This is a genomic window from Pseudomonas sp. AU11447, from assembly GCF_001672555.2.
Lineage (GTDB): Bacteria > Pseudomonadota > Gammaproteobacteria > Pseudomonadales > Pseudomonadaceae > Pseudomonas > Pseudomonas nitroreducens.
In genome coordinates this window covers 103,662-127,380 of the sequence record NZ_LZDG02000089.1, presented here as the reverse complement: position 1 = coordinate 127,380, position 23,719 = coordinate 103,662, and the positions used below count along the sequence as shown (strand labels likewise).

The window sequence follows — 23,719 nt, the reverse complement described above, 5'->3', positions numbered from 1 at the left end:
AAGGGTAAAGCTCCCCGGACATGCCGCTGTCGGGTTAGCCCTTGAACCCGAGAGTTCAAGGTGGTGGTTGCAGTAGGCTTTAAGGCTTTCCGTCGTGCGGACATGCACACCAGCCCAACTGGCAACCCCCGTTGTTGCAATTATCGGCTCAGGGACATCACCGACTGGCCAACACACCAGGGAGCGAGACGGATTATACCCCAAGGAAATTTCCGGGGTCAGACTTCACCCTGCTCTTTATCGGTGGTAAGGGGTTCGGTCGTCAGTGCACGGTCCACGCGTTCGAGCAGTTCACGCACGCGCTCGCGGGTGGAACCGCTGTCCTGCTCGACGCGCTCCTGCTTGTGCAGCAGGTCGTGGGTGATGTTCAGGGCGGCCATCACCGCGACGCGGTCGGCACCGATCACCTTGCCGCTGGAGCGGATCTCGCGCATCTTGCTGTCCAGATAGCGCGCGGCGCTTTCCAGGTTGACGCGCTCGTCCGGAGGGCAGGCGATGCAGTACTCCTTGTCGAGGATTTGGACGTTCAGGGTATTCGACTGGCTCATGAGTCCTGCTCCAGGGCTTTAAGACGCAAAATCATCGCTTCGACCTTCTGCCGAGCCAAATCGTTCTTCTCGATCAGATGGGCGCGTTCTTCCCGCCAGCTTTTCTCGTTCGCCCGCAGCAGCCGGTTCTCGGCCTTGAGCTGTTCCAGGCGCTGGAGCAGCAGGTCGAACTTGGCGATCAGCGCGTGCAGGTCGGCGTCTTCCATGGGCTCTCGCTTGGGAGTTGCTTAAGTAATCGAGAACTATATAGGACTGCCGTGGGGGTGGGTCAACGCACGGCGGCCCGGCGAGTCGTCACATGGTCTTGCGGTGTGCGCCGGTGCTAGGATAACGGACCATATTCTATGCGCGGCGCCTGATGGCGCCTAGCCGTCATCCGGGTTCGATCATGTCCACTTCCAGCTCCGCCTACACCGCTTTCGCCGCCCTGCTTGCCGAGGCCGCCCTGCCCATTTCCCCTGCCGAACTGCACGGCCACCTGCTCGGTCGCGTCTGCGCCGGCAGTGGCTTCGACCAGGCAGAGTGGCTGCAGGCCGCCAGCGACCTGCTCGGCGGCGAGCCGGGCGAACGCCTGGGCGCGGCTCTCGGCGGCCTGCTGGGCATGGTCCAGCAGGACTTCAGCCAGGGCGAGATGGCCGTGGTGCTGATGCTGCCCAACGACGACGCGCCGCTCGCCGAGCGCGCCGTGGCCCTGGGCCAGTGGTGCCAGGGCTTCCTCGCCGGCTTCGGCCTGGCGCTGCGTGCCCCCAGCCTGTCGGACGAAGCCGACGAAGTGCTGCAGGACATCGCCGCCATCGCCCAGGTCGGCGGCCAGCTGGAAGAATCCGAAGACGGCGAGGCCGACTACATGGAAGTGCAGGAATACCTGCGCGTGGCCCCGCTGCTGCTGTTCTCCGAATTCGGCAAGGTGCCGGCACCGGCCGAGAAACCCTCCCTGCATTGAGGTCGCGCATGATCCGTATCGCCAAGTCGGAATACGCCCGTCGTCGCAAGGCGCTGATGGCGCAGATGGAACCCAACAGCATCGCCATTCTCCCGGCGGCGCCGATGTACATCCGCAACCGCGACGTCGAGCACGTCTACCGGCAGGACAGCGACTTCCAGTACCTCACCGGCTTCCCCGAGCCGGAAGCGGTGCTGGCGCTGATCCCCGGTCGCGAGCACGGCGAGTACGTGCTGTTCTGCCGCGAGCGCGATCCGGAGCGTGAACTCTGGGACGGCCTGCGCGCCGGCCAGGACGGTGCCATCAGCACCTTCGGCGCCGACGATGCTTTCCCCATCGGCGATATCGACGACATCCTGCCGGGCCTGATCGAGGGCCGCGACCGCGTGTACTACGCGCTGGGCGCCAACCAGGAATTCGATCGCCGGCTGATGGAGTGGATCAACGTGATCCGCTCCAAGGCGCGCCAGGGTGCGCAGCCGCCGAACGAGTTCGTTGCCCTCGACCACCTGCTGCACGACCAGCGCCTGTACAAGAGCGCCGGTGAGGTGAAGGTGATGCGCTACGCCGCGGAAGTCTCCGCCGGCGCCCACATCCGCGCCATGCAGGCCTGCCGTCCGGGGCTTTACGAGTACCACCTGGAAGCCGAGCTGGAATACGCCTTCCGCCTGGGCGGCGCGAAGATGCCGGCCTATGGCTCCATCGTCGCCACCGGCCGCAACGCCTGCATCCTGCATTACCGGGAGAACGACGCACAGATCAAGGATGGCGACCTGATCCTGATCGACGCCGGCTGCGAGATCGACTGCTACGCCAGCGACATCACTCGCACCTTCCCTGCCAGCGGCGTGTTCAGTCCCGAGCAGAAGGCCATCTACCAGCTTGTTCTGGATGCGAATATGGCGGCCTTCGACTACATCGCCCCGGGCCGTCACTGGAACGAAGCCCACGAGGCCACCGTGCGGGTCATCACCGCCGGACTGGTGGAACTGGGCCTGCTCAAGGGCGACGTCGACGAACTGATCGAGCGCGAAGCCTACAAGGCCTTCTACATGCACCGCGCCGGCCACTGGCTGGGCATGGACGTGCACGACGTCGGCGAATACCGTGTCGGCGGTGAATGGCGCGTGCTCGAACCGGGCATGTCGATGACCGTCGAGCCGGGTATCTACATTTCGCCGGACAACACCGACGTGCCGAAGAAGTGGCGCGGCATCGGCGTGCGCATCGAGGACGACGTGGTCGTGACCAAGACCGGCTGCGAAGTGCTGACCAACGGCGTGCCGAAAACCGTTGCCGAGATCGAAGCACTGATGGCCGAAGCCAAGGCCCAGGCCGCCTGACATGCAACGTACGCAACTGGCCATCATCGGTGGCGGGCTCGTCGGTGCAAGCCTTGCGCTGATTCTCCAGGCCGGCGCCCGCGCGCGCGGCTGGCAGATCGTGCTGGTCGAGCCCTTCGCCCCTGGTGACGCCTACCAGCCCAGCTATGACGCGCGCTCCTCGGCGCTGTCCTTCGGCAGCCGGCAGATCTACGAGCGCCTGGGGCTCTGGCAGCAGATATCCCAGCGCGCCGAACCCATCACCCAGATCCACGTGTCCGACCGCGGCCGCTTCGGCGCCGCGCGCCTGACGGCGGTGGAAGAGGGCGTTCCGGCGCTGGGCTACGTAGTCGAGAACGCCTGGCTCGGCCAATGCCTGTGGCATGCGCTGGACCCGGAAGTGGTGAGCTGGCGCTGCCCGGCCGAGGTGCGACGGATGGACGCCCTGGGCGATGGCTACCGCCTGACCCTGGACGACGACTCGCAGCTGGATTGCGACCTCGCCGTGCTGGCCGATGGCGGCCGCTCCGGCCTGCGCGAGCAGCTGGGCATCAACGTGCGCTCCTCGTCCTACGGACAGACTGCGTTGATCGCCAACATCAGCCCGTCCGAAGCCCATCGCGGGCAGGCCTTCGAACGCTTCACCGAAAACGGCCCGCTGGCCCTGCTGCCGCTGCCGGAAAACCGCTGCGCGCTGGTCTGGACCCGCAATGGCAGTGACGCCGAGCGTCTGCGCGAGCTACCCGACGCGGCCTTTCTCGCTGAATTGCAGGATGCCTTCGGCTACCGCCTGGGCACCCTGCGCCAGGTTGGTGTGCGCCATGGCTACCCGCTGAGCCTGACCGAGGCCGACGAACAGATTCGCCCGCACCTCGTGGTGCTGGGCAACGCTGCCCACAGCCTGCACCCCATTGCCGGGCAGGGCTTCAACCTGTCGCTGCGCGATGCCAAGGCGCTGGGTGACCGCTTGCTGCAGGAAGACGCTGCGCCGGGCGATTTCTCCGTACTGCAGCGTTACCTGGACGGCCAGCGTCTCGACCAGCAGATGACCGTCGGCTTCTCCGATCGCGTCACCCGCCTGTTCTCCAACGACCAGCCGTTGCTGGCCACCGGCCGCAACATCGGCCTGCTCGGCCTTGACCTGCTGCCGCCGGCCAAACGCTGGTTCGCCCGCCAGGCCATGGGCCTGGGCGCCCGGCCGGTCTGATTCGATGGATTCTCGCAAAAGCGCCCGCCGCGCCCGCCTGCTGCGTTTCGGCCTGAACCTCTACCCGCCGTATCTCGGCGCCGGGGTGCGGGTGCGCCACATCAGCGCGGATTTTCGCGAGGTGCGGGTGAAGATGGGCCTGAACCTGTTCAACCGCAATTACGTCGGCACCCAGTTCGGCGGCAGCCTGTACAGCATGACCGATCCCTTCTTCATGCTGATGCTGATGGAGAACCTGGGGCGCGAGTACATCGTCTGGGACAAGGCCGCCAACATCGAATTCGTCAGCCCCGGCAAGGGCCCGGTGTACGCCGAGTTCCGCATCGACCAGCACCTGCTCGATGAAATCCGCGAGCACACCGCCAGCGGCGCGAAGTACCTGCCGCGCCTGCACGCCGAAGTGCGTGACGGCGAAGGCACCCTGGTGGCGCGGGTGCAGAAGACCCTGTACGTCCGGCTCAAGCCGCGCGCGCGGCAGGCCGCTTGAATTTCGATGCCCGCGCCGACGCTGCGCGGGCCGCTGAAGAAGGAACGCACATGCACGCGGATCTGGTAATCGTCGGGGCGGGAATGGTCGGCAGTGCGCTGGCCCTGGCCCTGGAAGGCAGCGGGCTGGATATCCTGCTGCTGGACGGCTCGCCGCTGAGCGTCGCGCCGTTCGACCGCGAAGCACCCTTCGAGCCGCGCGTCAGTGCGCTGTCCGAGGCCAGCCGGCGGATTCTCCAGCGCCTGCACGCCTGGGACGGCATCGCTGCGCGCCGCGCCGAACCTTACCGCGAGATGCAGGTGTGGGACGGCTCCGGCACCGGGCAGATTCATTTCAGCGCCGCCAGCGTGCATGCCGAAATGCTCGGCCATATCGTCGAGAACCGCGTGGTGCAGGATGCCCTGCTGGAACGGCTGCATGACTCCGCTCTGGGCCTGCTGCCCAATGCGCGCCTGGAACAGCTGCGCCACTCCGGTGACGACTGGCTGCTGAGCCTTTCCGATGGCCGCGAAATCCGCACGCCGCTGGTGGTCGCCGCCGACGGCGCGAATTCCGCCGTGCGCCGTCTGGCCGGCTGCGCCACCCGCGAATGGGATTACCTGCACCACGCCATCGTCACCAGCGTGCGCGTCGAGAAACCCCACCAGGCCACCGCCTGGCAGCGCTTCACCGACGACGGCCCGTTGGCCTTCCTGCCGCTGGCGAAGGAGGGCGACGCGCACTGGTGTTCGATCGTCTGGTCGACGACCCCCGAGCAGGCCGAGAAGCTCATGGCGCTGGACGACGAAGGCTTCTGCAAGGCTCTCGGGCTTGCCTTTGAGCACCGCCTGGGTGCCATCGAACACGCCGATCGCCGCCTATGCATCCCGCTGCGCCAGCGCCACGCGAAACGCTATGTGGAGCCGGGGCTGGCGCTGATCGGCGATGCTGCACACACCATCCACCCGCTCGCCGGGCAGGGCGTGAACCTGGGCTTCCTGGATGCCGCGGTGCTCGCCGAGGTGATCGAGCACGCCCACGCCCGTGGCGAGAACATCGCCGAGGAGCGCGTGCTGAGCCGCTTCGAACGTCGTCGCATGCCGCACAACCTGGCGATGATGGCAGCGATGGAAGGCTTCCAGCGCCTGTTCCAGGCCGACCCGCTGGCTGTGCGCTGGCTGCGCAATGCCGGGTTGCGGCTGGTGGACAAGCACCATGAGGCTAAAGGCGTGTTCGTGCGCCAGGCGCTGGGGCTTTCCGGGGATCTGCCGGGGTTGGCGCGAGTGTGAAACCGTCGAGATTGAATACCGCCATGGCCAAACTTTATCGTCTCTCCGCAAAGTAGGGCCTGACCGGTCCGCATCAATCTACTTTCGGTCTTACGATAGGAGTTGCCCTATGGAAGGAAATCGACAGAACTCATCGTCCCTTGTCCCGATGGCCCTTTCTCGAGCATGGCTTGGGTATGCGATAGGGTGGGTTGCGTTACTGGGCGTCTGGTTGTTGGGAGGTGCCTTGCAATGGCTAACTGGCTCTGGCGGCTGGTCGTTCCTGTTGCTTGTATGTGGCTATGTTGCGATCGGTGCGGTGCTCAGCCGAAAGTTGCTGGCTCAATTGATTGAATGGCACCCGGTAAATGCCACGTTGGCAAATGTCGCCTCGACGAAGCTACGCATGATGCTTCTGTGGCCAATCACGTATCCCATTCTGTTTTTCCAGCTGGCAGTCAACCGACATTTGTGAGCTTGAGTCGTAGCGACTGACTTATTAAGCATTTACTGACACACCTGGACACAACTGGAGCGCTCAAGCGCAAATGATGTTTTTTATCATTTGTTGTTCCATCCATTGTCCAGGAGTTGTTCGGATGTCGGTACGCAAAGGCCTTTTTTTACTTTTTGCCCTGTTCGGATTAACTGGTACCGCCCAGGCCGCCGACGAGGTGGTGGTCTATTCCTCGCGCATCGACGAGCTGATCAAGCCGGTGTTCGACGCCTACACCCAGGCCACCGGGGTGAAGATCAAGTTCATCACCGACAAGGAAGCGCCGCTGATGGCGCGGATCAAGGCCGAGGGCGCCAATACACCGGCCGACCTGCTGCTTACCGTGGACGCCGGCAACCTCTGGCAGGCCGAGAAGATGGGCATCCTGCAGCCCTTCGATTCGCCGACCCTGGACGCGAACATCCCGCCGCAGTACCGCTCCGGCACCGACAGCTGGACCGGCCTGTCGCTGCGCGCACGGACCATCGCCTATTCGACCCAGCGGGTGAAGCCCGAGGAACTGTCGACCTATGAGGAACTGGCCGATGCGAAATGGGAAGGCCGCCTGTGCCTGCGGACCGCGAAGAAGGTCTACAACCAGTCGCTGACCGCCACCCTGATCGAGACCCATGGCGCCGAGAAGACTGAGGAAATCCTCAAGGGCTGGGTGAACAACCTGGCTACCGATGTGTTCTCCGACGATAACGCGCTGCTGCAGGCCATCGCCGCCGGGCAGTGCGACGTCGGCATCGTCAACACCTACTACTACGGGCGCATGCACAAGGACAATCCGCAGCTGCCGGTGAAGCTGTTCTGGCCGAACCAGGGCGACCGGGGCGTGCACGTCAACCTGTCGGGCATCGGCCTGACCAAGTACGCGCCGCACCCGGAAGAAGCCAAGAAGCTGGTGGAATGGATGACCGGCGCGGACGCCCAGGCGCTGTTCGCCGGCATTAACCAGGAGTTCCCGGCCAACCCGAAGGTCGCGCCGTCGCAGGAAGTGGCCGCCTGGGGTGAGTTCAAGGCCGACAGCATTCCGGTGGAGATCGCCGGTAAGCGCCAGGCCGAAGCGATCAAGCTGATGGACCGCGCCGGCTGGAACTGATGAAAGCGCCGGCGCCTTACTGGCTGTCCGCGTCGCCCTTGTGATCCACTGAAAGCGCCTTGCCGTTCTCCGCCAGCAGGCAGATGAACTGGCCGTCCGACTGATCGCCGCGGCGCAGTTGGGCGGTCAGGCGCTTGCTGGCGTGCTGCCCGTCCACCTCGCCGTCGTAGGCTTCTTCGCGGATCGACGATGGTTCCACCCAGGTCTGCTGCCAGCGCTCCTGTACTTGCGGATTCTCGGCCAGGAGCGTCATTGCCATCTGCAGGCAGGCTTCCATGGGAGTGGGCTCGTCGGCCTGAACGGCGCCGCACAGTGTCAGAAGCAGCAGTCCGCAGAGAGAGCGAGGGGAGGACATGGGCTTTTTCCTTGGCAGGTTGGAAATGGCAAAGTGGCGGATTCGACCGCACTAGCTTGAGCTTTATCCCTATCGCATGAGGATCAGGCGAATTCGATACCAATGAGGGAAGTTTCCGTCAATTCTTCGGTGACATTTCCTGCGAACACCGGCTGATCTCCTGGAATAACGCAACGCATGCGCACCCACCGCTGGACCCCCATCACCTTTGCCGTCGCCGCCCTGGTTTTGCTGCCCATCAGCGTCCTGCTGCTGAGCTGGGCGGAAATTGACCGCGAAATCTGGTCGCACCTGTGGGAAACCCAGATGACGCGCCTGCTGGGCAACACCCTGGTGCTGGTGGCCGGCGTAGGCGTGGGCGTGACTGTACTGGGCGTCAGCCTTGCCTGGCTCACCAGCCTCTGCGAATTCCCCGGCCGACGCTGGCTGGACTGGGCGCTGATGCTGCCCTTCGCGGTGCCGGCCTATGTGCTCGCGTTCGTCTTCGTAGGCCTGCTGGATTTCTCCGGCCCCGTGCAGACGCTGCTGCGCGAGTGGTTTGGCAGCGGCCTGCGGCTGCCGCGCGTGCGCTCCACCGGCGGCGTGATCACCGTGCTGGTGCTGGTCTTCTACCCCTACGTCTATCTGCTTGCGCGCACCGCCTTCCTCGCCCAGGGGCGCGGCCTGACGGAGGCTGCGCGGGTGCTCGGCCTGTCGCCCCTGGCCGCCTTCTGGCGCGTCGCCCTGCCGATGGCGCGGCCGGCCATCGGCGCCGGGCTGGCGCTGGCGATCATGGAAACCCTGGCAGATTTCGGCACCGTCTCGGTGTTCAACTTCGACACCTTCACCACCGCCGTCTACAAGACCTGGTACGGCTTCTACAGCCTTTCCAGTGCCACCCAGCTGGCCAGCCTACTGTTGCTGTTCGTCATGCTGGTGCTGCTGGGCGAGCGCTACAGCCGCGGCCGCAGCGGTGTGCCCAACGAGCGCCCACGTGGCGCGGCGCTGTATCGGCTGCATGGCTGGAAGGCCATCGCCGCCAGCGCCTGGTGCCTGCTGGTATTCGCCTGCGCCTTCGTCATCCCGGTGCTGCAACTGGTGGTGTGGGTCTGGCAGAAGGGACGTTTCGACCTCGACGAGCGCTACTGGGGGCTGATCCTCCACAGCCTGTACCTGGGCAGCTTCGCGGCACTGATCACGGTGGCCGTCGCGCTGTTGCTGGCCTTTGCCCGGCGGCTGTCGCCAACGCCCGCGGTGCGCTCGGCAGTCGGCATCTCCAATCTGGGCTACGCGCTGCCCGGCTCGGTACTGGCGGTGGCAATCATGCTGGCCTTCAGCTGGCTGGATAACCATGCGGTAATTCCGCTGTCCAGCGCCCTGGGCGGCGCCGGCAAGCCTTTGTTGCTAGGCAGCCTCGGAGCGCTGCTGGTCGCCTACCTGATCCGTTTCATGGCAGTGGCCTACAGCCCGTTGGAGGGTGCGCTGGCGAGAATTCGACCTTCGCTACCGGAAGCTTCCCGCAGCCTGGGCGTCGGCGGAGCCGGGTTGTTCTTCCGCGTCTACCTGCCGCTACTGGTGCCGGGAGCCTTGAGCGCCGCGCTGCTGGTGTTCGTCGACGTGCTCAAGGAAATGCCCGCGACCCTGCTGATGCGTCCGTTCGGCTGGGACACCCTGGCCGTGCGCGTCTTCGAGATGACCAGCGAAGGCGAGTGGGCGCGCGCCGCGCTACCGGCGCTGACGCTGGTGCTGGTGGGACTGTTCCCGGTGATCGGGCTGATCCGTCGCTCGGCGCGACCGAGCGGTTCTGTGCGGCCCTGAGAATCGGCCGTCGGACAAGCTGTCCAGAGTCCGGTCATGCGACTACAATGCGCGCGTTTCGTGCGGGCCGTACTCGCGCTCCGCACCCGCCTCGCCCGGAAGGAGAACACCCATGGGACAGCGCACGCCGCTCTATGATTTGCACGTCGCCCTCGGCGCCAAGATCGTCGATTTCGGCGGTTGGGACATGCCGTTGCACTACGGTTCGCAAGTCGAAGAGCACCACCAGGTACGTCGCGATTGCGGCGTGTTCGACGTTTCCCACATGACCGTGGTCGACGTCACCGGTCCGCAGGCCAAGGAATACCTGCAGCGACTCCTGGCCAACGATGTCGAACGACTGCAGGTTCCGGGCAAGGCGCTGTACAGCGGCATGCTCAACGAGCGTGGCGGCGTGGTCGACGACCTGATCGTCTACCTCGGCGTGTACGGCTACCGCGTGGTGGTCAACGCCTCGACCCGCGACAAGGACATGGCCTGGATGCAGGCGCATACCGAGGGCTTCGACGTCACCCTGACCGAACGTCCCGACCTCGCGATGCTGGCCGTCCAAGGCCCCAATGCCCGCGAGAAGACCGCCGAGCTGGTCACGCCCGCCCGCGCCGCGCTGATCCGCGAGCTCAAGCCCTTCCAGGGCAAGGCCGACGGTGACTGGTTCATCGCCCGCACCGGCTACACCGGCGAGGACGGCCTGGAAATCATGCTGCCGGCCGTCGAGGCGCAAGGTTTCCTCAACGACCTGGTCGGTGCCGGTATTTCCCCGGCGGGCCTGGGCGCGCGCGATACCCTGCGCCTGGAAGCCGGGATGAACCTCTACGGCCAGGACATGGACGAAGACGTCACCCCGCTGGCCGCCAACATGGGCTGGACCATCGCCTGGGAACCCGAAGGCCGCGACTTCATCGGCCGCAAGGCCCTGGAAGCGCAGAAAGCCGCCGGCGATGCACCCAAGCTGGTCGGCCTGGTGCTGGAAGAGCGCGGCGTGCTGCGCGCCCACCAGGTGGTCCGCGTCGCCGGCGTCGGCGAGGGCGAGATCACCAGCGGCAGCTTCTCCCCGACGCTCGGCAAGTCCATCGCCCTGGCCCGTGTGCCGGCGGCCACCGGAGACCGCGCCGAGGTGGAAATCCGCGGCAAGTGGTACCCGGTCCGCGTCGTTCAACCGAATTTCGTGCGTCATGGCAAAGCCCTGATCTAAATTGCATGATCTAACTTGCATGGTGCGGCGCCGCCGCCCGTCGTCCAGTCCTCGAGGAAAAACAAGATGAGCAATATCCCCGCCGACCTGCGTTATGCCGCCAGCCACGAGTGGGCGCGCCTGGAATCCGACGGTACCGTCACCGTGGGCATCTCCGACCACGCCCAGGAAGCCCTGGGCGACGTGGTCTTCGTCGAACTGCCGGAAGTGGGCAAGACCCTCGCCGCCGGCCAGGAAGCCGGTGTGGTCGAGTCGGTGAAGGCCGCCTCGGACATCTACGCCCCGGTGAGCGGCGAAGTCATCGCCGTCAACGACGTGCTGGCCGACACCCCCGAAGAAGTGAACAACGATCCGTACGGTTCCTGGTTCTTCAAGCTCAAGCCGAGCAACCCGGCCGAGCTGGACAAGCTGCTCGATGCCGCCGGCTATCGCGCTGCCAGCGACGCCGACGCGTAAGACACTGCTGTACACACAGGCCTCGATTCGTCGGGGCCTGTTCTTTTCAGGGAACGCCCTTTCGAGACCGTGGCCATGTCGAACACCCCTTCGCTTTCCCAGCTGCACCAGCCTGATGCCTTCCTCGCCCGCCACCTGGGCCCCGACGCCGCCGAGCAGCAAGCCATGCTCGACACCCTGGGCCTGAACAACCGCGACGACCTGATCGTGCAGACGGTACCGCCGGCCATCCGCCTGAACCGGCCGCTGGACCTGCCGACCGCCCTCGACGAGCAGGGTGCACTGGCCAAGCTGAAGGGCTACGCGCTGAAGAACGAGTTGTGGACCAGCCTGATCGGCACCGGCTACTACGGCACCCTGACGCCGACCGTCATCCTGCGCAACGTGCTGGAGAACCCGGGCTGGTACACCGCCTATACCCCGTACCAGCCGGAAATCGCCCAGGGCCGTCTCGAATCCCTGCTGAACTTCCAGCAGATGACCATCGACCTCACCGGCCTCGATCTCGCCAGTGCCTCGCTGCTGGACGAAGCCACCGCCGCCGCCGAGGCCATGGCGCTGGCCAAGCGCGTGGCCAAGGCGAAGAGCAACCTGTTCTTCGTCGACAGCCACTGCCACCCGCAGACCATCTCCGTGGTGCAGACCCGCGCCGAAGCCTTCGGCTTCGACGTGGTGGTCGACGAGGTGGACAACCTCGGTCAGCACCAGGTGTTCGGCGCGCTGCTGCAGTACCCGGATACCCGTGGCGAGGTGCGTGACCTGCGCCCGCTGATCGATGCGCTGCACGCCCAGCAGGCGATCGCCTGCGTCGCCAGCGACCTGCTCGCGCTGCTGCTGCTCACCCCGCCGGGCGAGCTGGGTGCAGACGTGGTCCTGGGCAGCGCCCAGCGCTTCGGCGTGCCGATGGGCTACGGCGGCCCGCACGCAGCCTTCTTCGCCTGCCGCGATGAGTACAAGCGTGCCATGCCGGGCCGGATCATCGGCGTGTCCAAGGACGCCCGTGGCAACACCGCGCTGCGCATGGCCTTGCAGACCCGCGAGCAGCACATCCGCCGCGAGAAGGCCAACTCCAACGTCTGCACCTCGCAGGTGCTGCTGGCCAACATCGCCAGCCTGTACGCCGTGTACCACGGCCCGCAGGGCCTCAAGCGCATCGCCCAGCGCGTGCACCGCCTGACTTCCGTGCTGGCCGCCGGCCTCGCCGCCAAGGGCCTGAAGCCGGTTAACCAGCACTTCTTCGATACCCTGACCGTCGACGTCGGCGCGCAGCAGCAGGCCATCGTCGAGCGCGCCCGCGCCGCCCGCGTCAACCTGCGCATCGTCGGTGAGGACCGCCTGGGCGTGAGCCTGGACGAAACCACCAGCGCCGAGACCCTCGCCACGCTGTTCGACATCCTGCTGGGTGCCGGCCATGGCCTGGACGTCGCCCAACTCGATGCCGGCAAGGTCGCCGAGGGTATTCCCGCAGCCCTGCAGCGCAGCAGCGGCTACCTGAGCCACCCGGTGTTCAACCGCCATCACAGCGAAACCGAGATGCTGCGCTACCTGCGCCAGCTCGAGGGCAAGGACCTGGCGCTGAACCAGGCGATGATCCCGCTGGGCTCCTGCACCATGAAGCTCAACGCCACCAGCGAGATGATCCCGATCACCTGGCCGGAATTCGCCACGCTGCACCCCTTCGTGCCGCGCGAGCAGGCCGAGGGCTACCGCCTGATGATCGAGGAGCTGGAAAGCTGGCTCTGCGCGATCACCGGCTTCGACGCCATCTGCATGCAGCCCAACTCCGGTGCCCAGGGCGAGTACGCCGGTCTGCTGGCGATCCGCAAGTACCACGAGAGCCGTGGCGATGCGCACCGCAATATCTGCCTGATCCCGTCCTCGGCCCACGGCACCAACCCGGCCTCGGCGATCATGGCGAGCATGCGCGTGGTCATCGTCGAGTGCGACAAGGGTGGCAACGTCGACATGGAGGACCTCAAGCGCAAGGCGGCCGAAGCCGGCGAGCAGCTGTCCTGCCTGATGATCACCTACCCGTCCACCCATGGGGTGTACGAGGAAGGCATCCGCGAAATCTGCGAGGTCATCCACGGCCACGGCGGCCAGGTCTACATGGACGGCGCCAACCTCAACGCCCAGGTCGGCCTGGCGCGTCCGGCGGACATCGGTGCCGACGTGTCGCACATGAACCTGCACAAGACCTTCTGCATTCCCCACGGCGGTGGCGGCCCGGGCATGGGCCCGATCGGCGTGAAGAAGCACCTCGCGCCCTTCGTCGCCAACCACCCGGTGATCCGCATCGAAGGCCCGAACCCGCTCAACGGCGCGGTCAGCGCCGCGCCCTGGGGCAGCGCCAGCATTCTGCCGATCAGTTGGATGTACATCGCCATGATGGGCCCGCAGCTGGCCGACGCCACCGAGGTGGCGATCCTCAACGCCAACTACCTGGCCCAGCAGCTCGATGGCGCCTTCCCGGTGCTCTACCGTGGCCGCAACGAGCGCGTTGCCCACGAGTGCATCCTCGACCTGCGTCCGCTCAAGGCGCAGACCGGGATCAGCGAGGAGGACGTTGCCAAGCGCCTGATGGACTACGGCTTCCACGCCCCGACCATGTCCTTCCCGGTGCCGGGCACGCTGATGATCGAGCCTACCGAGAGCGAGTCCAAGCACGAGCTGGACCGCTTCATCGAGGCGATGCTGTCGATCCGCGCGGAGATCGCCAAGGTCGAGACCGGCGAATGGCCGGCCGAAGCCAACCCGCTCAAGGGCGCGCCGCACACCCTGGCGGATGTGACCGGGTTGTGGGATCGCCCCTACCAGATCGCCGAAGCGGTGACCCCCACCGAGCACACCCGTGCCTTCAAGTACTGGCCGGCAGTGAACCGTGTGGACAACGTCTACGGCGACCGCAACCTGTTCTGCGCCTGCGTGCCGGTGGACGATTACCGCGATTGAGCGGTGCGTTGAATTGAAAAAGCCGCCTTCGGGCGGCTTTTTTGTTTTTCGTACGGGTTCGTTCGGGCGTGGGAGCGAGCTGGTCCGGCAGAGGGCCTCAGGGCTTCAGCTGCAACCGGCCGATCAGGCGGATCAGTAGCGCAAACAGCACGATCATCAGCACATTGCTGAGCATGCCGATCAGGTTGTAGACGGCGGATGGCAGCAGCGAATAGATCTCCAGGCCGACCACGCTGAGCAGGCGGCTGAGCAGCCAGAAGCCTTCACTGACGATCAGCAGGATCAGGGTGATCTTCAGCGGCTGGATGGGATCGTTCATGGGACACTCCGTGTCGGAATTGGAGTGTCAGTAGAACACAGCCGCGCCCCGCCGGCTTGGCCCGCGGCGAGCGCCACGGGCCGCGCCGGTGGGTATCACTGGGCGGGTGCGTCATCTCGGCGGACGAGAATGGCGTTGGCCAGTTCCATGTCGCTGCGATCCTGCAGCGCGGCGTCGTCGCTGCGCAGGCGGGTGATGGCTGCTTCCAGGTACGGGCCGCGGATCGCACCGTCACTGGCGACGAACGCGCTCGCATCGTCCTGGGCGGCGACGATCAGCTTGTCGTGCTTGAAGGTCAGGTAGGTCGACGCGGTTGTGGCGCCGGATGAGATGACGTCGCGCCAGAAGTCGCCGTCGGCCATGGCCGAGGCAACGGGCAGGGCGAGAAGGGCAAAGGCAGTGGCCAGTTTCGCGGTACGCATCGGTTACACCTCCGGAAGGTCCGTGTACAGGTGAGAGGCGCAGCGGCTGGCGGGAGTTCCAAGATTATCCGCGCGAGGTGCGCGAGCGGTTGCCCGCGCGCCTCGCGTGGGTCAGCGCTGGGCGGCCAGGATTGCCGAGGCCAGCTCCGCGTCGCTGGCTTGCGCCAGGGCCGGGTCGGCGCTGCGCATCTGCTGCAGCGTGGCTTCCAGGTAGGGGCCGCGGATGGCGCCATCGGTGGCGATGAAGCTGGCGGCGTCGTCCTGGGCCGGGCCGATCAGCTTGTGATCGTCGCGGCTGGTCAGGTAGCTCGAGGCGGTGGTGGCGCCGGAGGTGAGGACGCCGCGCCAGAAGCTGCGGTCCTCGGCCATGGCCGAGGCGAGGGGGAGAAGGGTGAGGGCTACGACGACAGGGGCGAAACGGCGACGCATGGTGTCTCCTTGGATGATTGCGCGCCAATCAGAGCCTTGGAGGCTTCAGCGGTTCCGGCCTGTCGTCGGAATTTTCACTCACGTTTTAGCGCGGGATCGTCCGGATTCTGCTGCTCCAGTTCTGCGGTGAACTGCTGCACCTTCTGGAACTGCCCGGTTTCGCGCAGGTAGTCGATCAGCGCCAGGCGTGCCGAGCGGTTGGCAGGGTGGCGCTGCAGCAGTAATTCCAGCTCGTGGCAGGCGCCGTCGCTGTCGCCGGTGTCATGCAGGGCGATTGCCAGGACGAAGCGGAACTGGTCGTCGTCCGGGCTCAGGCGCACCGCTTCGCGCAGTTCCTTGAGCGCCTGCGTACGTTGCCCCTGGCGCACCAGGCCGAGGCCATTGACGTGGTGCAGCAGGCCGGAGGTGGGGAACAGGCGCAAGCCTTCATCCAGCGCTTGCCTGGCTTCGGCTGCCCGGCCATTGCCCTCCAGCCACTGGATCAGCGTGACCCGCGCGGGCAGGAAGTCGGGGTTGCGCTGAATGGCGGCGCGCAGCGCCGGTTCCACCTGATCGCCCCGATCGGTCTGCTGGTAGAGCATGGCGAGGTTGAGATTGGCCTCGGCGCGCTCGGCAAGCTCGTGCTGAACCTGTTCGTACTCTTCGAGACCCTTGCCCAGGGCCGCTCCGATGCTGGCGCGAACTGGTGGCGGGAGCTGGGCCAGTTGCCAGGCTGCGGCGATACGTACGGCGCGGATCGGGTCATTGAGCAACGGCGCCAGCAGCATGGCCTGCTGTGGGGCGCCCGCGAGTGCCGGCAGAGCCTCGATGGCGGCGTTGCGCACCAGCGGGTCGGCTTCCTTCAGGCCCAGGGCCACCAACTCGAGCGAGCGCTGGCTGGGGTAGCTGGGTAGTTCGGCAAGCAGGGTCGCCCGGCGGATCGCCGGCAGGTCGGTCGTCGCCAGCAGTAGGTGCAGCGCGCGGGAGGCGCCGGGCTTGCCGTTGCGCGCCTTCCACAGGGTGTCGTCATAGCGCGGCGCGGGGTTGCTGGAGGCGTTAGGTTTGGCCGGCAGCTCGCTGGAGAACCACTCGCGGAATTTCGCGCCGAGCTGCTTGCCTGGCATGTCGCGGTGGCAGGCCTGGCAGGCGTCCGGTGCACCGATGCGACGGGCATGGGCGGGGTTCGGCAGGGTGAATCCATGGTCGTGGCGGTAGTCGTTGACCATGTAGTAACGCCCCGGCATGTGGCAGGCGGTGCATTGCGCGCCCGGTGTACCGGGTTGGTGATGTGTGTGCTCGGGCGAGTCGTAGTTCTTCGCCTGCAGGCCCTTGCCGTCGATCTGCGGGCGCACCGGCCTGGCTGCCGTGTTGTGGCATTGCAGGCAGACGCCATTGCCCGGCGCCTTCAGCTCGCCGCTGTGGGGGTTGTGGCAATCGGTGCACTGGACCCCTTTGGCGAACATCTTGCTCTGGGTGAAGGAACCCCATTCGAAGACTTCGTCCTTGATCTTGCCGTCGATCTCGTACAGCTCGCGGGTCAGCGTGCTGGGCAGGTAGTCGTCCATGAAACGATGCTTGTTCTGGAAGCCGTCGGCCAGCGGTGCGCGGCGCGCGTGGCAGCGTGCGCAGGTCTCGACGATGGTCGCCTGGCTGGCGTTCTGCAGCGGCACTTCGAACCCCTTGTCCGCGCTGCGGTCGGGCTTCTGCGCCCATTCCAGGTGCCGGGATGCAGGGCCATGGCAGGCCTGGCAGCCGACGCCGAGGCTGTTCCAGTGGCTGGCGAAGCTGTCGGTCGTGGCGTCGTAATTGCGCTTGAAGCCGGTGGTGTGGCATTCGATGCACATGAAGTTGGCGTTCTGCGCCGGGCGGGTCCAGTGCAGCTCGTCCTTGTGGTCGATACCCTGGCCGGGCATCAGCTGGAACCACTGGTGCTTGCGACTATCCCAGGCCACGCCGAGGGCTTGCAGGCGACCGCCGGGATAGTCGATCAGGTATTGCTGCAGCGGTTCGAAACCAAAGGTGTAGGCAACCTTGAAGTCCGCCGGCTTGCCGTCGGCGCCGGCGGTATTGACCCAGTACTCGCCGTCCTTGCGGAAGAAACGGGTGGTCTCGGTCTCGCCCTTGAAGGTGACGTTGTCGAAGTTGCCCAGCACATTGCCTTCGGCAGCCGGCTTCATCGCCTGCTGGTGGTGCGAGCCCTGCCAGCTCTTGAACTGGTCGGCGTGACAGCCCTGGCATTGCTGTTCGTCGACCATCGTCGTGGTGGGTGCCGCCGGTACTGCCGGCGGAACAGGAGTCGATGCCGGGGCTTTGGCTGGTGCGCTGGCAGACACCGGCAGCGCAGGGGTGCTGCTCTGCACCGACCACCACAGGCCGATGGTGGCCATCAGCAACAGGCCGGCGCAGGCGGCCAGCAGCCATCCGCGATAGGGCTTGCGCGGCGCGCTCGCGGGGCGTGGAGCAGGCTTCTTCGGCTTGGTCATTCGACTTCCATTGTTCTTCTGGACAACTCCACGAATCGGCGCAGCTTCGACGAGGGGGCGCCGGCCTGTCAACGCGAATCAGGCCGGCCCGTGATCCCTTCGGTGAGGGGCGCCAGCCCTGCTCAAGGCTGGCGGATTTCGGCGACCCGCGCGCTGTCGACCTTTACCTCCGGATTGCCGAACTGTGCCGTGAGATAGTTCACCAGCGTGGCGATCTGCTCGTCATTCAGCGTGCCGGCGAAGCCGGGCATGAACATCTCCTCGTCGCCGACCTTGCGGTGCACGCCGCCCAGTACCACCTGCACCAGGTTGTCCGGCTGCAGGGCGCCCACGGCGCTGTTCTTCAGCAGCATCGGGTAGTAGCCGTCCTTCACCCCTTCGCCGCTCCAGGAGTGGCAGCTGGCGCAATTGCCCAGGTACAGGCGCGCACCATCGTCATGCTTTTGTGCGGCGAAGTCCTGGCCGCGCAAGGTGACCACGTCGTCTGCCGGCTCGCCCCAGGCAAAGCGTGCCTTGCGTTCGCCATCGCTGACCACCGGCACGCTGCGCAGGTAGCTGGCGATGGCCAGCAGGTCGGCGTCGGTCATGTACTGGAAACTGTGCTGCACCGCCTCGGCCATGGGCCCGGCCGCCTGCGCCTTACCCGGCACGCGGCCGGTCTTCAGGTACTGAGCGATCTCCGCGTCACTCCAGCCGCCGATGCCGCTATGGGTGTCGGGGGTGATGTTGAAGGCGTACCAGCCGCCCAGCGCGGCGCCGGAGAGGAATCCGGTAGTGCGTTCGTCCACGGCCTTCTCCTGGAAGGCCATGCCGCGCGGCGTGTGGCAGGTGCCGCAATGCGCCAGACCCTGGACCAGGTAGGCGCCGCGGTTCCAGGCCGGGCTCTGCTTCGGGTTGGGCTGGTAGACCGAATCCTGGTGAAACAGCAGGTTCCAGATCGCCAGCGGCCAGCGCATGTTCAGCGGCCAGGCGATGTCGGAGTCCTGGTTGGGCTGCGCGACGGCCTGCACGCCGCCTTCGAGGAACCAGGCGTAGAGCGCCTTCATGTCCTCGTCGGTGATCTTCGCGTAGGCGGTGTAGGGCATTGCCGGGTAGAGGCGGGTGCCGCCCTTGGCCACGCCGTCGCGCAGGGCGCGGGCGAAGTCGTCGTAGCTGTAGCTGCCGATGCCGGTCTTCGGGTCGGGGGTGATGTTGCTGGAATACACCGCGCCCAGCGGCGTGGCCAGTGGCAGGCCGCCAGCGAAGGGCTTGCCGCCCGGCGCGGTGTGGCAGGCGGCGCAGTCGCCGGCGCGGGCCAGGTATTCGCCGCGCTGCAGCAGCTCCTGCGGGGCGGGATCGAGAGCCTTGGCGGCGTGCGAGGCCAGGGGAGCGGCCAGTAGGGCGAGCAGGACCAGACGCTTCATGCCTTGGCCTCCCGCTTCAGCTGTTCGGCCAGGCGCAGGGCCAGGGCGGCGATGGTCAGGGTGCAATTCACCGAGCCGACGGTGGGCATCACGCCACTGCTGGCGATGAACAGGTTGGGATGGTCGTGGCAGCGGCACTGCGCATCCACCACCGAATCCTTCGGGTCGGCGCCCATCAGCACAGTGCCGGTGATGTGGTTGTTGTTGGCGAAGCTGTCGTCGAACTTCACCTCCTCGCCACCCAGCAGTTTCGCCGCATGGGCGTAGACCTCGCGGGTATGTGCCGCGCTCTTGCGCACGTAGTCGTCCATCGCATAGGTGAACTCGGGCTTGGGAATGCCCGCCGCGTCGCGCTCGCTAGCGCTGGGCACGATGCGGTTCTCCGGATGCGGGAGGATTTCGTGGAAGCTGTCGAAGCGCACGAAGCGCGCGGCGCGGTCGCGGATCTTCGCTTCCAGGTCGTGGCCCAGCAGCAGTGGTCCGTGGCGGATCAGTTCGGCGGCCACCTGATCGGTGCGCGAGAGGTTGGACAGGTGAATCTTCTTCGACGCGTATTCGCTGCGGAAGGCGCCGTCGCGGAAGCCCACCATGGAGGTCATCTCCTGCGGGCCGCGGCCCGGCCAGAGCTTCTCGTCGGCATAGAACTGCACGGCGGTGCCGGGGTGGTCCATGAGGTTGCGGCCGACCATGTCGGAGCTGTTGCCGACGTCGGACATCAGCATCAGCTTGGGCGTCTCGATGCCATTGGCAGCGAGGATGAAGGTGTCGCCCTCGACGCGCACCTCGTTGCCCTGCGGGTCCTTGTACAGCGCCGCGACTATCTTGCCGCCGTCGCCCTTTTCCAGCTTGAACACCACGGCGTTCTCGATCAGCCGCGCGCCGGCGGCCTCGGCCTTCTCGACGTGGACGATGCCGTTATACATCGCGCCGATGGGACAGATGGGCATGCAGTTGTTGTTGCCGCAGCAGGTCGGCCGGCCATCGTAGGGGCGGCTGTTGCGCGCCACCGGTTCGGTGACCACGCGGTAGCCGTTGGCGTTGAGCAGGGTCTTGATGCGCTGCTCGTTCCACGACAACGGCAACGGCGGCATCGGGTAGGGCTGGCTGCGCGGCGAATCGAGCTCTTCGTCACCCGGTCCCCAGACGCCCAGTTCCTCTTCGGCGCGCTGGTACCAGGGCTCCAGTTCGGCGTACTCGATGGGCCAGTCGCGGCCCACGCCGTAGAGGCTGAGCAACTTGAAATCATTGGGCAGGAAGCGCCAGGCCGACGCCGCCCAGTGCCAGGTGGTGCCGCCCACGGCGCGGATGTACTGCACATCGTAAGGGTGTTCGCCTTTCTGGATCAGGTAATGGTTGTCCGGCTTGAACTGCGGATGCGGCGCGTACGGGCTGGACGGGTAGGGCGCCTGGTTGTCGGACTTGTCCGCCTGGTTGCGGAAGCGCTCGACGATCTCCCAGCGCCCCATGCGGGGGCCGGCTTCGAGGATCAGCACATCCTTGCCGGCCAGCGCCAACTGATGGGCGACCAGCGCGCCAGCGACGCCGGAGCCGACCACCACGAAATCGGCGCGTTGCGTATCGGCCATGCTCAGGCCCCCCGCTCGGTCGGTTGCGCCGCCCAGAAGCCGGGCTTGTTCGGGCAATAGCTGCGGATCACCAGCACGTCGTCCACGGCGCGGAACATCAGCGCCTGTTCGTAGGTGACCACCGTGGCGCTGGTGTCATCGCCGATCTGGCCCAGGTACCAGCCGCCGAGAATCTGCCGGGCCAGCCACTGTTGGCGCTCGTTCCAGGTAGCCGGCGCGTCGCCCAGGCGATCCAGCAGTTCCGCGAGACTCTGCCGAAGTGCCGTGTCGCGCTGGGCCAGGACGCCGAACAGGCGTTCGCCGATGCGCGGGTCGAGGTTGCTGCGGCCGGTCAGGCGCTGGGACAGGGTCATGAACTCGTCCAGCTCCGTCGCCGCCTGGGGCGTCATCGCGGCCCAGGTACGTGCGGCCGGGCTGAGCAGTACACCGCCCAGAGCGGCACTGGCGCACGCCACTGCCAGCAGGCGACGGCGCGAAAAAGGAAAGGCGGGCAGCTGTGCCTCGGACATGTCGACCTCTCTTGCAACAGACGAACGGTTGGGGAGCGCGGTCTGGCGCCGCTTGAATCGGGTGTTGGTCGGCCAGGGTGGCGAGACCGGGCCCAGGCCCTTAGTATTGCCGCTTGTTCAGATTCTGCCGGGCGAATCGTTCTGCCGGCGGCCCACCCCGGAGCCGCGCCGCAGAGCCTCACCGACCGGCTTTTGGGTGAAACCTTCGCGATGAAACAGTACCTCGACCTCATGCGCCACGTGCGCGAACACGGCACCTTCAAGAGCGACCGCACCGGCACCGGCACCTACAGTGTGTTCGGCCACCAGATGCGCTTCGACCTCGCCGAAGGCTTCCCGCTGGTGACCACCAAGAAGTGCCACCTCAAATCGATCGTCCATGAGCTGCTGTGGTTCCTCAAAGGTTCGACCAACATCGCCTACCTGAAGGAAAACGGCGTCTCGATCTGGGACGAATGGGCCGACGAGAACGGCGACCTGGGCCCGGTCTACGGGTACCAGTGGCGCTCCTGGCCGGCGCCGGACGGCCGCCATATCGACCAGATCGCCAACCTGATGGAGATGCTGAAGAAGAACCCGGACTCGCGCCGGCTGATCGTCTCCGCGTGGAACCCCGCGCTGATCGACCAAATGGCCCTGCCGCCGTGCCACGCGCTGTTCCAGTTCTATGTCGCCGACGGCAAGCTCAGCTGCCAGCTGTACCAGCGTTCGGCCGACATCTTCCTCGGCGTGCCCTTCAACATCGCCAGCTACGCGCTGCTGACCCTGATGGTTGCGCAGGTCGCGGGCTTCGAGCCGGGCGAGTTCATCTGGACTGGCGGCGACTGCCACCTGTACGCCAACCACCTGGAGCAGACCGACCTGCAGTTGACCCGCCAGCCGCTGCCGCTGCCCACCATGAAGATCAACCCCGAGGTGAAGGACCTGTTCGACTTCCGCTTCGAGGACTTCGAGCTGGTCGGCTACGAAGCCCACCCGCACATCAAGGCGCCGGTCGCTGTCTGACCTGCCCTCGATGAAGAAGCGGCCGGCGCAATGCCGGCCTTTTTCGTTTCTGCGTGGCTGATTCGCAGGGGCAGGCTCCGTCCGCGATGGGCAATCGGCCTGCTCGGCGCCGCCGGAAACCGATCGCGGATGAATCCGCTCCGGCGCGCCCTTGCGCGCCGCGCCGTGCCTTGCCATTCATTTGGTGAATAACTGTTTCGCCTGGCGGTACAGGGTTTCATGGGGATGCTCGCCGTTGCTATGCTCCTTCGGCTGGCCGCCAAGCAGTGGCCTACGGATTTTCCGCACTACAACGACAAGACCGGGGACCGTCATGCAGCCTTTCAGCTTCGCCACCACCGCGCAGATCCTCTGCGAGAGTGGCTCCGCCGCCCGCCTGGGTGAACTCTGCCGCGAGCGCGGCGCCCAGCGCGTGCTCATCGTCACCGACCCAGGTATCACCCGCCTGAACATGCTCGACGGCGTGCTGCCCGGCTTCGCCCAGGCCGGCGTGGCGGTGGAAGTCTTCGATCAGGTGGTGGCCGACCCGCCGGAAAGCGTCGTGCTGGAAGCTGCCGAGCAGGCTCGCAAGATGGCTGCGCAACTGGTGATCGGCTATGGCGGCGGCAGCTCGATGGACGTTGCCAAGCTGGTGGCGCTGCTGGCGCATCCGTCGGCATCCCAGGGACTGAAGGACCTCTTCGGCGTCGGCAACGCCTGCGGCCCGCGCCTGCCGCTGATCCAGGTGCCGACCACTGCGGGTACCGGTTCGGAAGTAACGCCCATCGCCATCGTCACCACCGGCGAGACCACCAAGATGGGCGTGGTCAGCCCGCACCTGCTGCCGGACCTAGCCGTACTCGACGCCGACCTCACCCTCGGCCTGCCGCCGGCGGTCACCGCCGCCACCGGCATCGACGCCATGGTCCACGCCATCGAGGCCTACACCAGCAAGCTGAAGAAGAACCCGCTGTCTGACCTGCTGGCTCGCGAAGGGCTGCGCCTGCTGGCGCTGAACCTCGACGAAGCCGTGCACAACGGCAGCAACCGCGAGGCGCGCCAGGCCATGCTGCTGGGCGCCTGCCTGGCCGGCCAGGCCTTCGCCAACGCTCCGGTGGCCGCCGTGCACGCGCTGGCCTATCCGCTGGGTGGGCACTTCCATATCCCCCACGGCCTGAGCAATGCGCTGGTGCTGCCGGAGGTGATCCGCTTCAATGCGCCCAACGCCGCGCCGCTCTACGCCGAACTCGCGCCGTTGCTGCTGGGCGAGCGCCTGCGCAGCGATGCCGACCGCACCGAGCAGTTCATCGCCGAGCTGGCCGACCTCAGCCCGCGCAGCGGCCTGCCGTCGCGCCTGCGCGATGCTGGTGTACCGGAAGCCAGCCTGCCGCGCCTGGCCGCTGATGCGATGTTGCAGCAGCGCCTGCTGGTGAATAATCCCCGCGAAGTCAGCGAGAGTGACGCGCTGGCCATCTACCGAGCCGCCTTCTGAGAA

Annotated in this window: 23 protein-coding genes and 1 other RNA gene; 13 read left to right on the top strand and 11 right to left on the bottom strand. The window is 66.3% G+C overall.

The annotated features are described in order from the left end of the window. Positions 1-7 precede the first annotated feature (7 nt). The 3 genes from ssrS to A6723_RS28405 form a co-directional block, all read right to left on the bottom strand. Positions 8-186, bottom strand: a non-coding RNA gene (gene ssrS / locus A6723_RS28415) — 6S RNA. A gap of 32 nt (positions 187-218) precedes the next feature. Continuing rightward, complete coding sequence (locus tag A6723_RS28410) at positions 219-548, bottom strand: cell division protein ZapA (protein WP_024765744.1); 330 nt, start codon at positions 546-548, stop codon at positions 219-221. Beyond that, on the bottom strand, positions 545-754 hold the full coding sequence (locus A6723_RS28405; RefSeq protein ID WP_017521390.1) for a TIGR02449 family protein: 210 nt from the start codon (positions 752-754) through the stop codon (positions 545-547). The genes A6723_RS28410 and A6723_RS28405 overlap by 4 nt, the downstream gene beginning before the upstream one ends. A gap of 182 nt (positions 755-936) precedes the next feature. Between A6723_RS28405 and A6723_RS28400 the strand changes: the two genes are divergently transcribed. The 7 genes from A6723_RS28400 to A6723_RS28370 all read left to right on the top strand — a co-directional run bounded on the left by A6723_RS28400 (position 937) and on the right by A6723_RS28370 (position 7,355). Continuing rightward, on the top strand, positions 937-1,491 hold the full coding sequence (locus A6723_RS28400) for a UPF0149 family protein (protein ID WP_054907830.1): 555 nt from the start codon (positions 937-939) through the stop codon (positions 1,489-1,491). Positions 1,492-1,499: 8 nt separating this feature from the next. Further along, positions 1,500-2,834, top strand: a complete 1,335-nt coding sequence (gene pepP, locus A6723_RS28395; RefSeq protein WP_054907767.1) for a Xaa-Pro aminopeptidase — start codon at positions 1,500-1,502, stop codon at positions 2,832-2,834. Position 2,835: 1 nt separating this feature from the next. After that, positions 2,836-4,020, top strand: coding sequence for a 2-octaprenyl-6-methoxyphenyl hydroxylase (gene ubiH, locus A6723_RS28390; protein ID WP_054907768.1), 1,185 nt, complete (start codon positions 2,836-2,838; stop codon positions 4,018-4,020). Between the two features lie 4 nt (positions 4,021-4,024). Continuing rightward, positions 4,025-4,507, top strand: coding sequence for a DUF4442 domain-containing protein (locus A6723_RS28385; protein ID WP_054907769.1), 483 nt, complete (start codon positions 4,025-4,027; stop codon positions 4,505-4,507). Positions 4,508-4,557: 50 nt separating this feature from the next. Beyond that, on the top strand, positions 4,558-5,775 hold the full coding sequence (locus tag A6723_RS28380) for a 2-octaprenyl-3-methyl-6-methoxy-1,4-benzoquinol hydroxylase (RefSeq protein WP_054907770.1): 1,218 nt from the start codon (positions 4,558-4,560) through the stop codon (positions 5,773-5,775). 109 nt (positions 5,776-5,884) lie between these two features. Continuing rightward, positions 5,885-6,229 (top strand): hypothetical protein, encoded by a 345-nt coding sequence (locus A6723_RS28375; RefSeq protein ID WP_139093092.1) that lies wholly within the window; start codon positions 5,885-5,887, stop codon positions 6,227-6,229. A 124-nt stretch (positions 6,230-6,353) separates the two neighbouring features. Further along, positions 6,354-7,355 carry an extracellular solute-binding protein gene (locus A6723_RS28370; RefSeq protein ID WP_054907772.1) on the top strand — a complete coding sequence of 334 codons (1,002 nt, stop codon included), beginning with the start codon at positions 6,354-6,356 and terminating at the stop codon, positions 7,353-7,355. Between the two features lie 16 nt (positions 7,356-7,371). Here the strand turns inward: A6723_RS28370 and A6723_RS28365 are convergent, their stop codons facing one another. Beyond that, on the bottom strand, positions 7,372-7,710 hold the full coding sequence (locus A6723_RS28365) for a hypothetical protein (protein WP_024765738.1): 339 nt from the start codon (positions 7,708-7,710) through the stop codon (positions 7,372-7,374). 177 nt (positions 7,711-7,887) lie between these two features. On the opposite strand from A6723_RS28365, the gene A6723_RS28360 reads away from it, so the two are divergent. The 4 genes from A6723_RS28360 to gcvP all read left to right on the top strand — a co-directional run bounded on the left by A6723_RS28360 (position 7,888) and on the right by gcvP (position 14,110). Continuing rightward, on the top strand, positions 7,888-9,507 hold the full coding sequence (locus tag A6723_RS28360) for an iron ABC transporter permease (RefSeq protein ID WP_054907774.1): 1,620 nt from the start codon (positions 7,888-7,890) through the stop codon (positions 9,505-9,507). Between the two features lie 112 nt (positions 9,508-9,619). Next, complete coding sequence (gene gcvT, locus A6723_RS28355) at positions 9,620-10,702, top strand: glycine cleavage system aminomethyltransferase GcvT (protein WP_054907775.1); 1,083 nt, start codon at positions 9,620-9,622, stop codon at positions 10,700-10,702. Positions 10,703-10,768: 66 nt separating this feature from the next. Next, positions 10,769-11,158, top strand: a complete 390-nt coding sequence (gene gcvH, locus A6723_RS28350) for a glycine cleavage system protein GcvH (protein WP_054907776.1) — start codon at positions 10,769-10,771, stop codon at positions 11,156-11,158. Positions 11,159-11,233: 75 nt separating this feature from the next. Then, complete coding sequence (gene gcvP / locus A6723_RS28345) at positions 11,234-14,110, top strand: aminomethyl-transferring glycine dehydrogenase (RefSeq protein WP_054907777.1); 2,877 nt, start codon at positions 11,234-11,236, stop codon at positions 14,108-14,110. Between the two features lie 97 nt (positions 14,111-14,207). Here gcvP and A6723_RS28340 read toward each other — a convergent pair whose 3' ends face one another. The 7 genes from A6723_RS28340 to A6723_RS28310 all read right to left on the bottom strand — a co-directional run bounded on the left by A6723_RS28340 (position 14,208) and on the right by A6723_RS28310 (position 21,240). After that, a complete protein-coding gene (locus A6723_RS28340) occupies positions 14,208-14,429 on the bottom strand; it encodes a hypothetical protein (RefSeq protein ID WP_024765734.1) in 222 nt (73 codons plus the stop codon). A gap of 95 nt (positions 14,430-14,524) precedes the next feature. After that, complete coding sequence (locus tag A6723_RS28335) at positions 14,525-14,851, bottom strand: DUF2388 domain-containing protein (protein ID WP_054907778.1); 327 nt, start codon at positions 14,849-14,851, stop codon at positions 14,525-14,527. A 111-nt stretch (positions 14,852-14,962) separates the two neighbouring features. Beyond that, entirely contained in the window at positions 14,963-15,280 is a 318-nt protein-coding gene (locus A6723_RS28330) for a DUF2388 domain-containing protein (RefSeq protein ID WP_024765732.1), read from the bottom strand. Between the two features lie 74 nt (positions 15,281-15,354). Then, positions 15,355-17,742, bottom strand: coding sequence for a tetratricopeptide repeat protein (locus A6723_RS28325; RefSeq protein ID WP_054907779.1), 2,388 nt, complete (start codon positions 17,740-17,742; stop codon positions 15,355-15,357). 122 nt (positions 17,743-17,864) lie between these two features. Continuing rightward, complete coding sequence (locus tag A6723_RS28320) at positions 17,865-19,145, bottom strand: cytochrome c (protein ID WP_054907780.1); 1,281 nt, start codon at positions 19,143-19,145, stop codon at positions 17,865-17,867. Continuing rightward, complete coding sequence (locus tag A6723_RS28315; protein ID WP_054907781.1) at positions 19,142-20,731, bottom strand: GMC family oxidoreductase; 1,590 nt, start codon at positions 20,729-20,731, stop codon at positions 19,142-19,144. The genes A6723_RS28320 and A6723_RS28315 overlap by 4 nt, the downstream gene beginning before the upstream one ends. Positions 20,732-20,733: 2 nt before the next feature. Continuing rightward, complete coding sequence (locus A6723_RS28310) at positions 20,734-21,240, bottom strand: sugar dehydrogenase complex small subunit (RefSeq protein WP_054907782.1); 507 nt, start codon at positions 21,238-21,240, stop codon at positions 20,734-20,736. 210 nt (positions 21,241-21,450) lie between these two features. Between A6723_RS28310 and A6723_RS28305 the strand changes: the two genes are divergently transcribed. Both A6723_RS28305 and A6723_RS28300 read left to right on the top strand, forming a co-directional pair. Next, complete coding sequence (locus tag A6723_RS28305) at positions 21,451-22,245, top strand: thymidylate synthase (protein ID WP_054907831.1); 795 nt, start codon at positions 21,451-21,453, stop codon at positions 22,243-22,245. Positions 22,246-22,558: 313 nt separating this feature from the next. Further along, positions 22,559-23,716: an iron-containing alcohol dehydrogenase gene (locus tag A6723_RS28300; RefSeq protein ID WP_054907783.1), complete on the top strand. Its 1,158-nt coding sequence runs from the start codon at positions 22,559-22,561 to the stop codon at positions 23,714-23,716. Positions 23,717-23,719 lie beyond the last annotated feature (3 nt).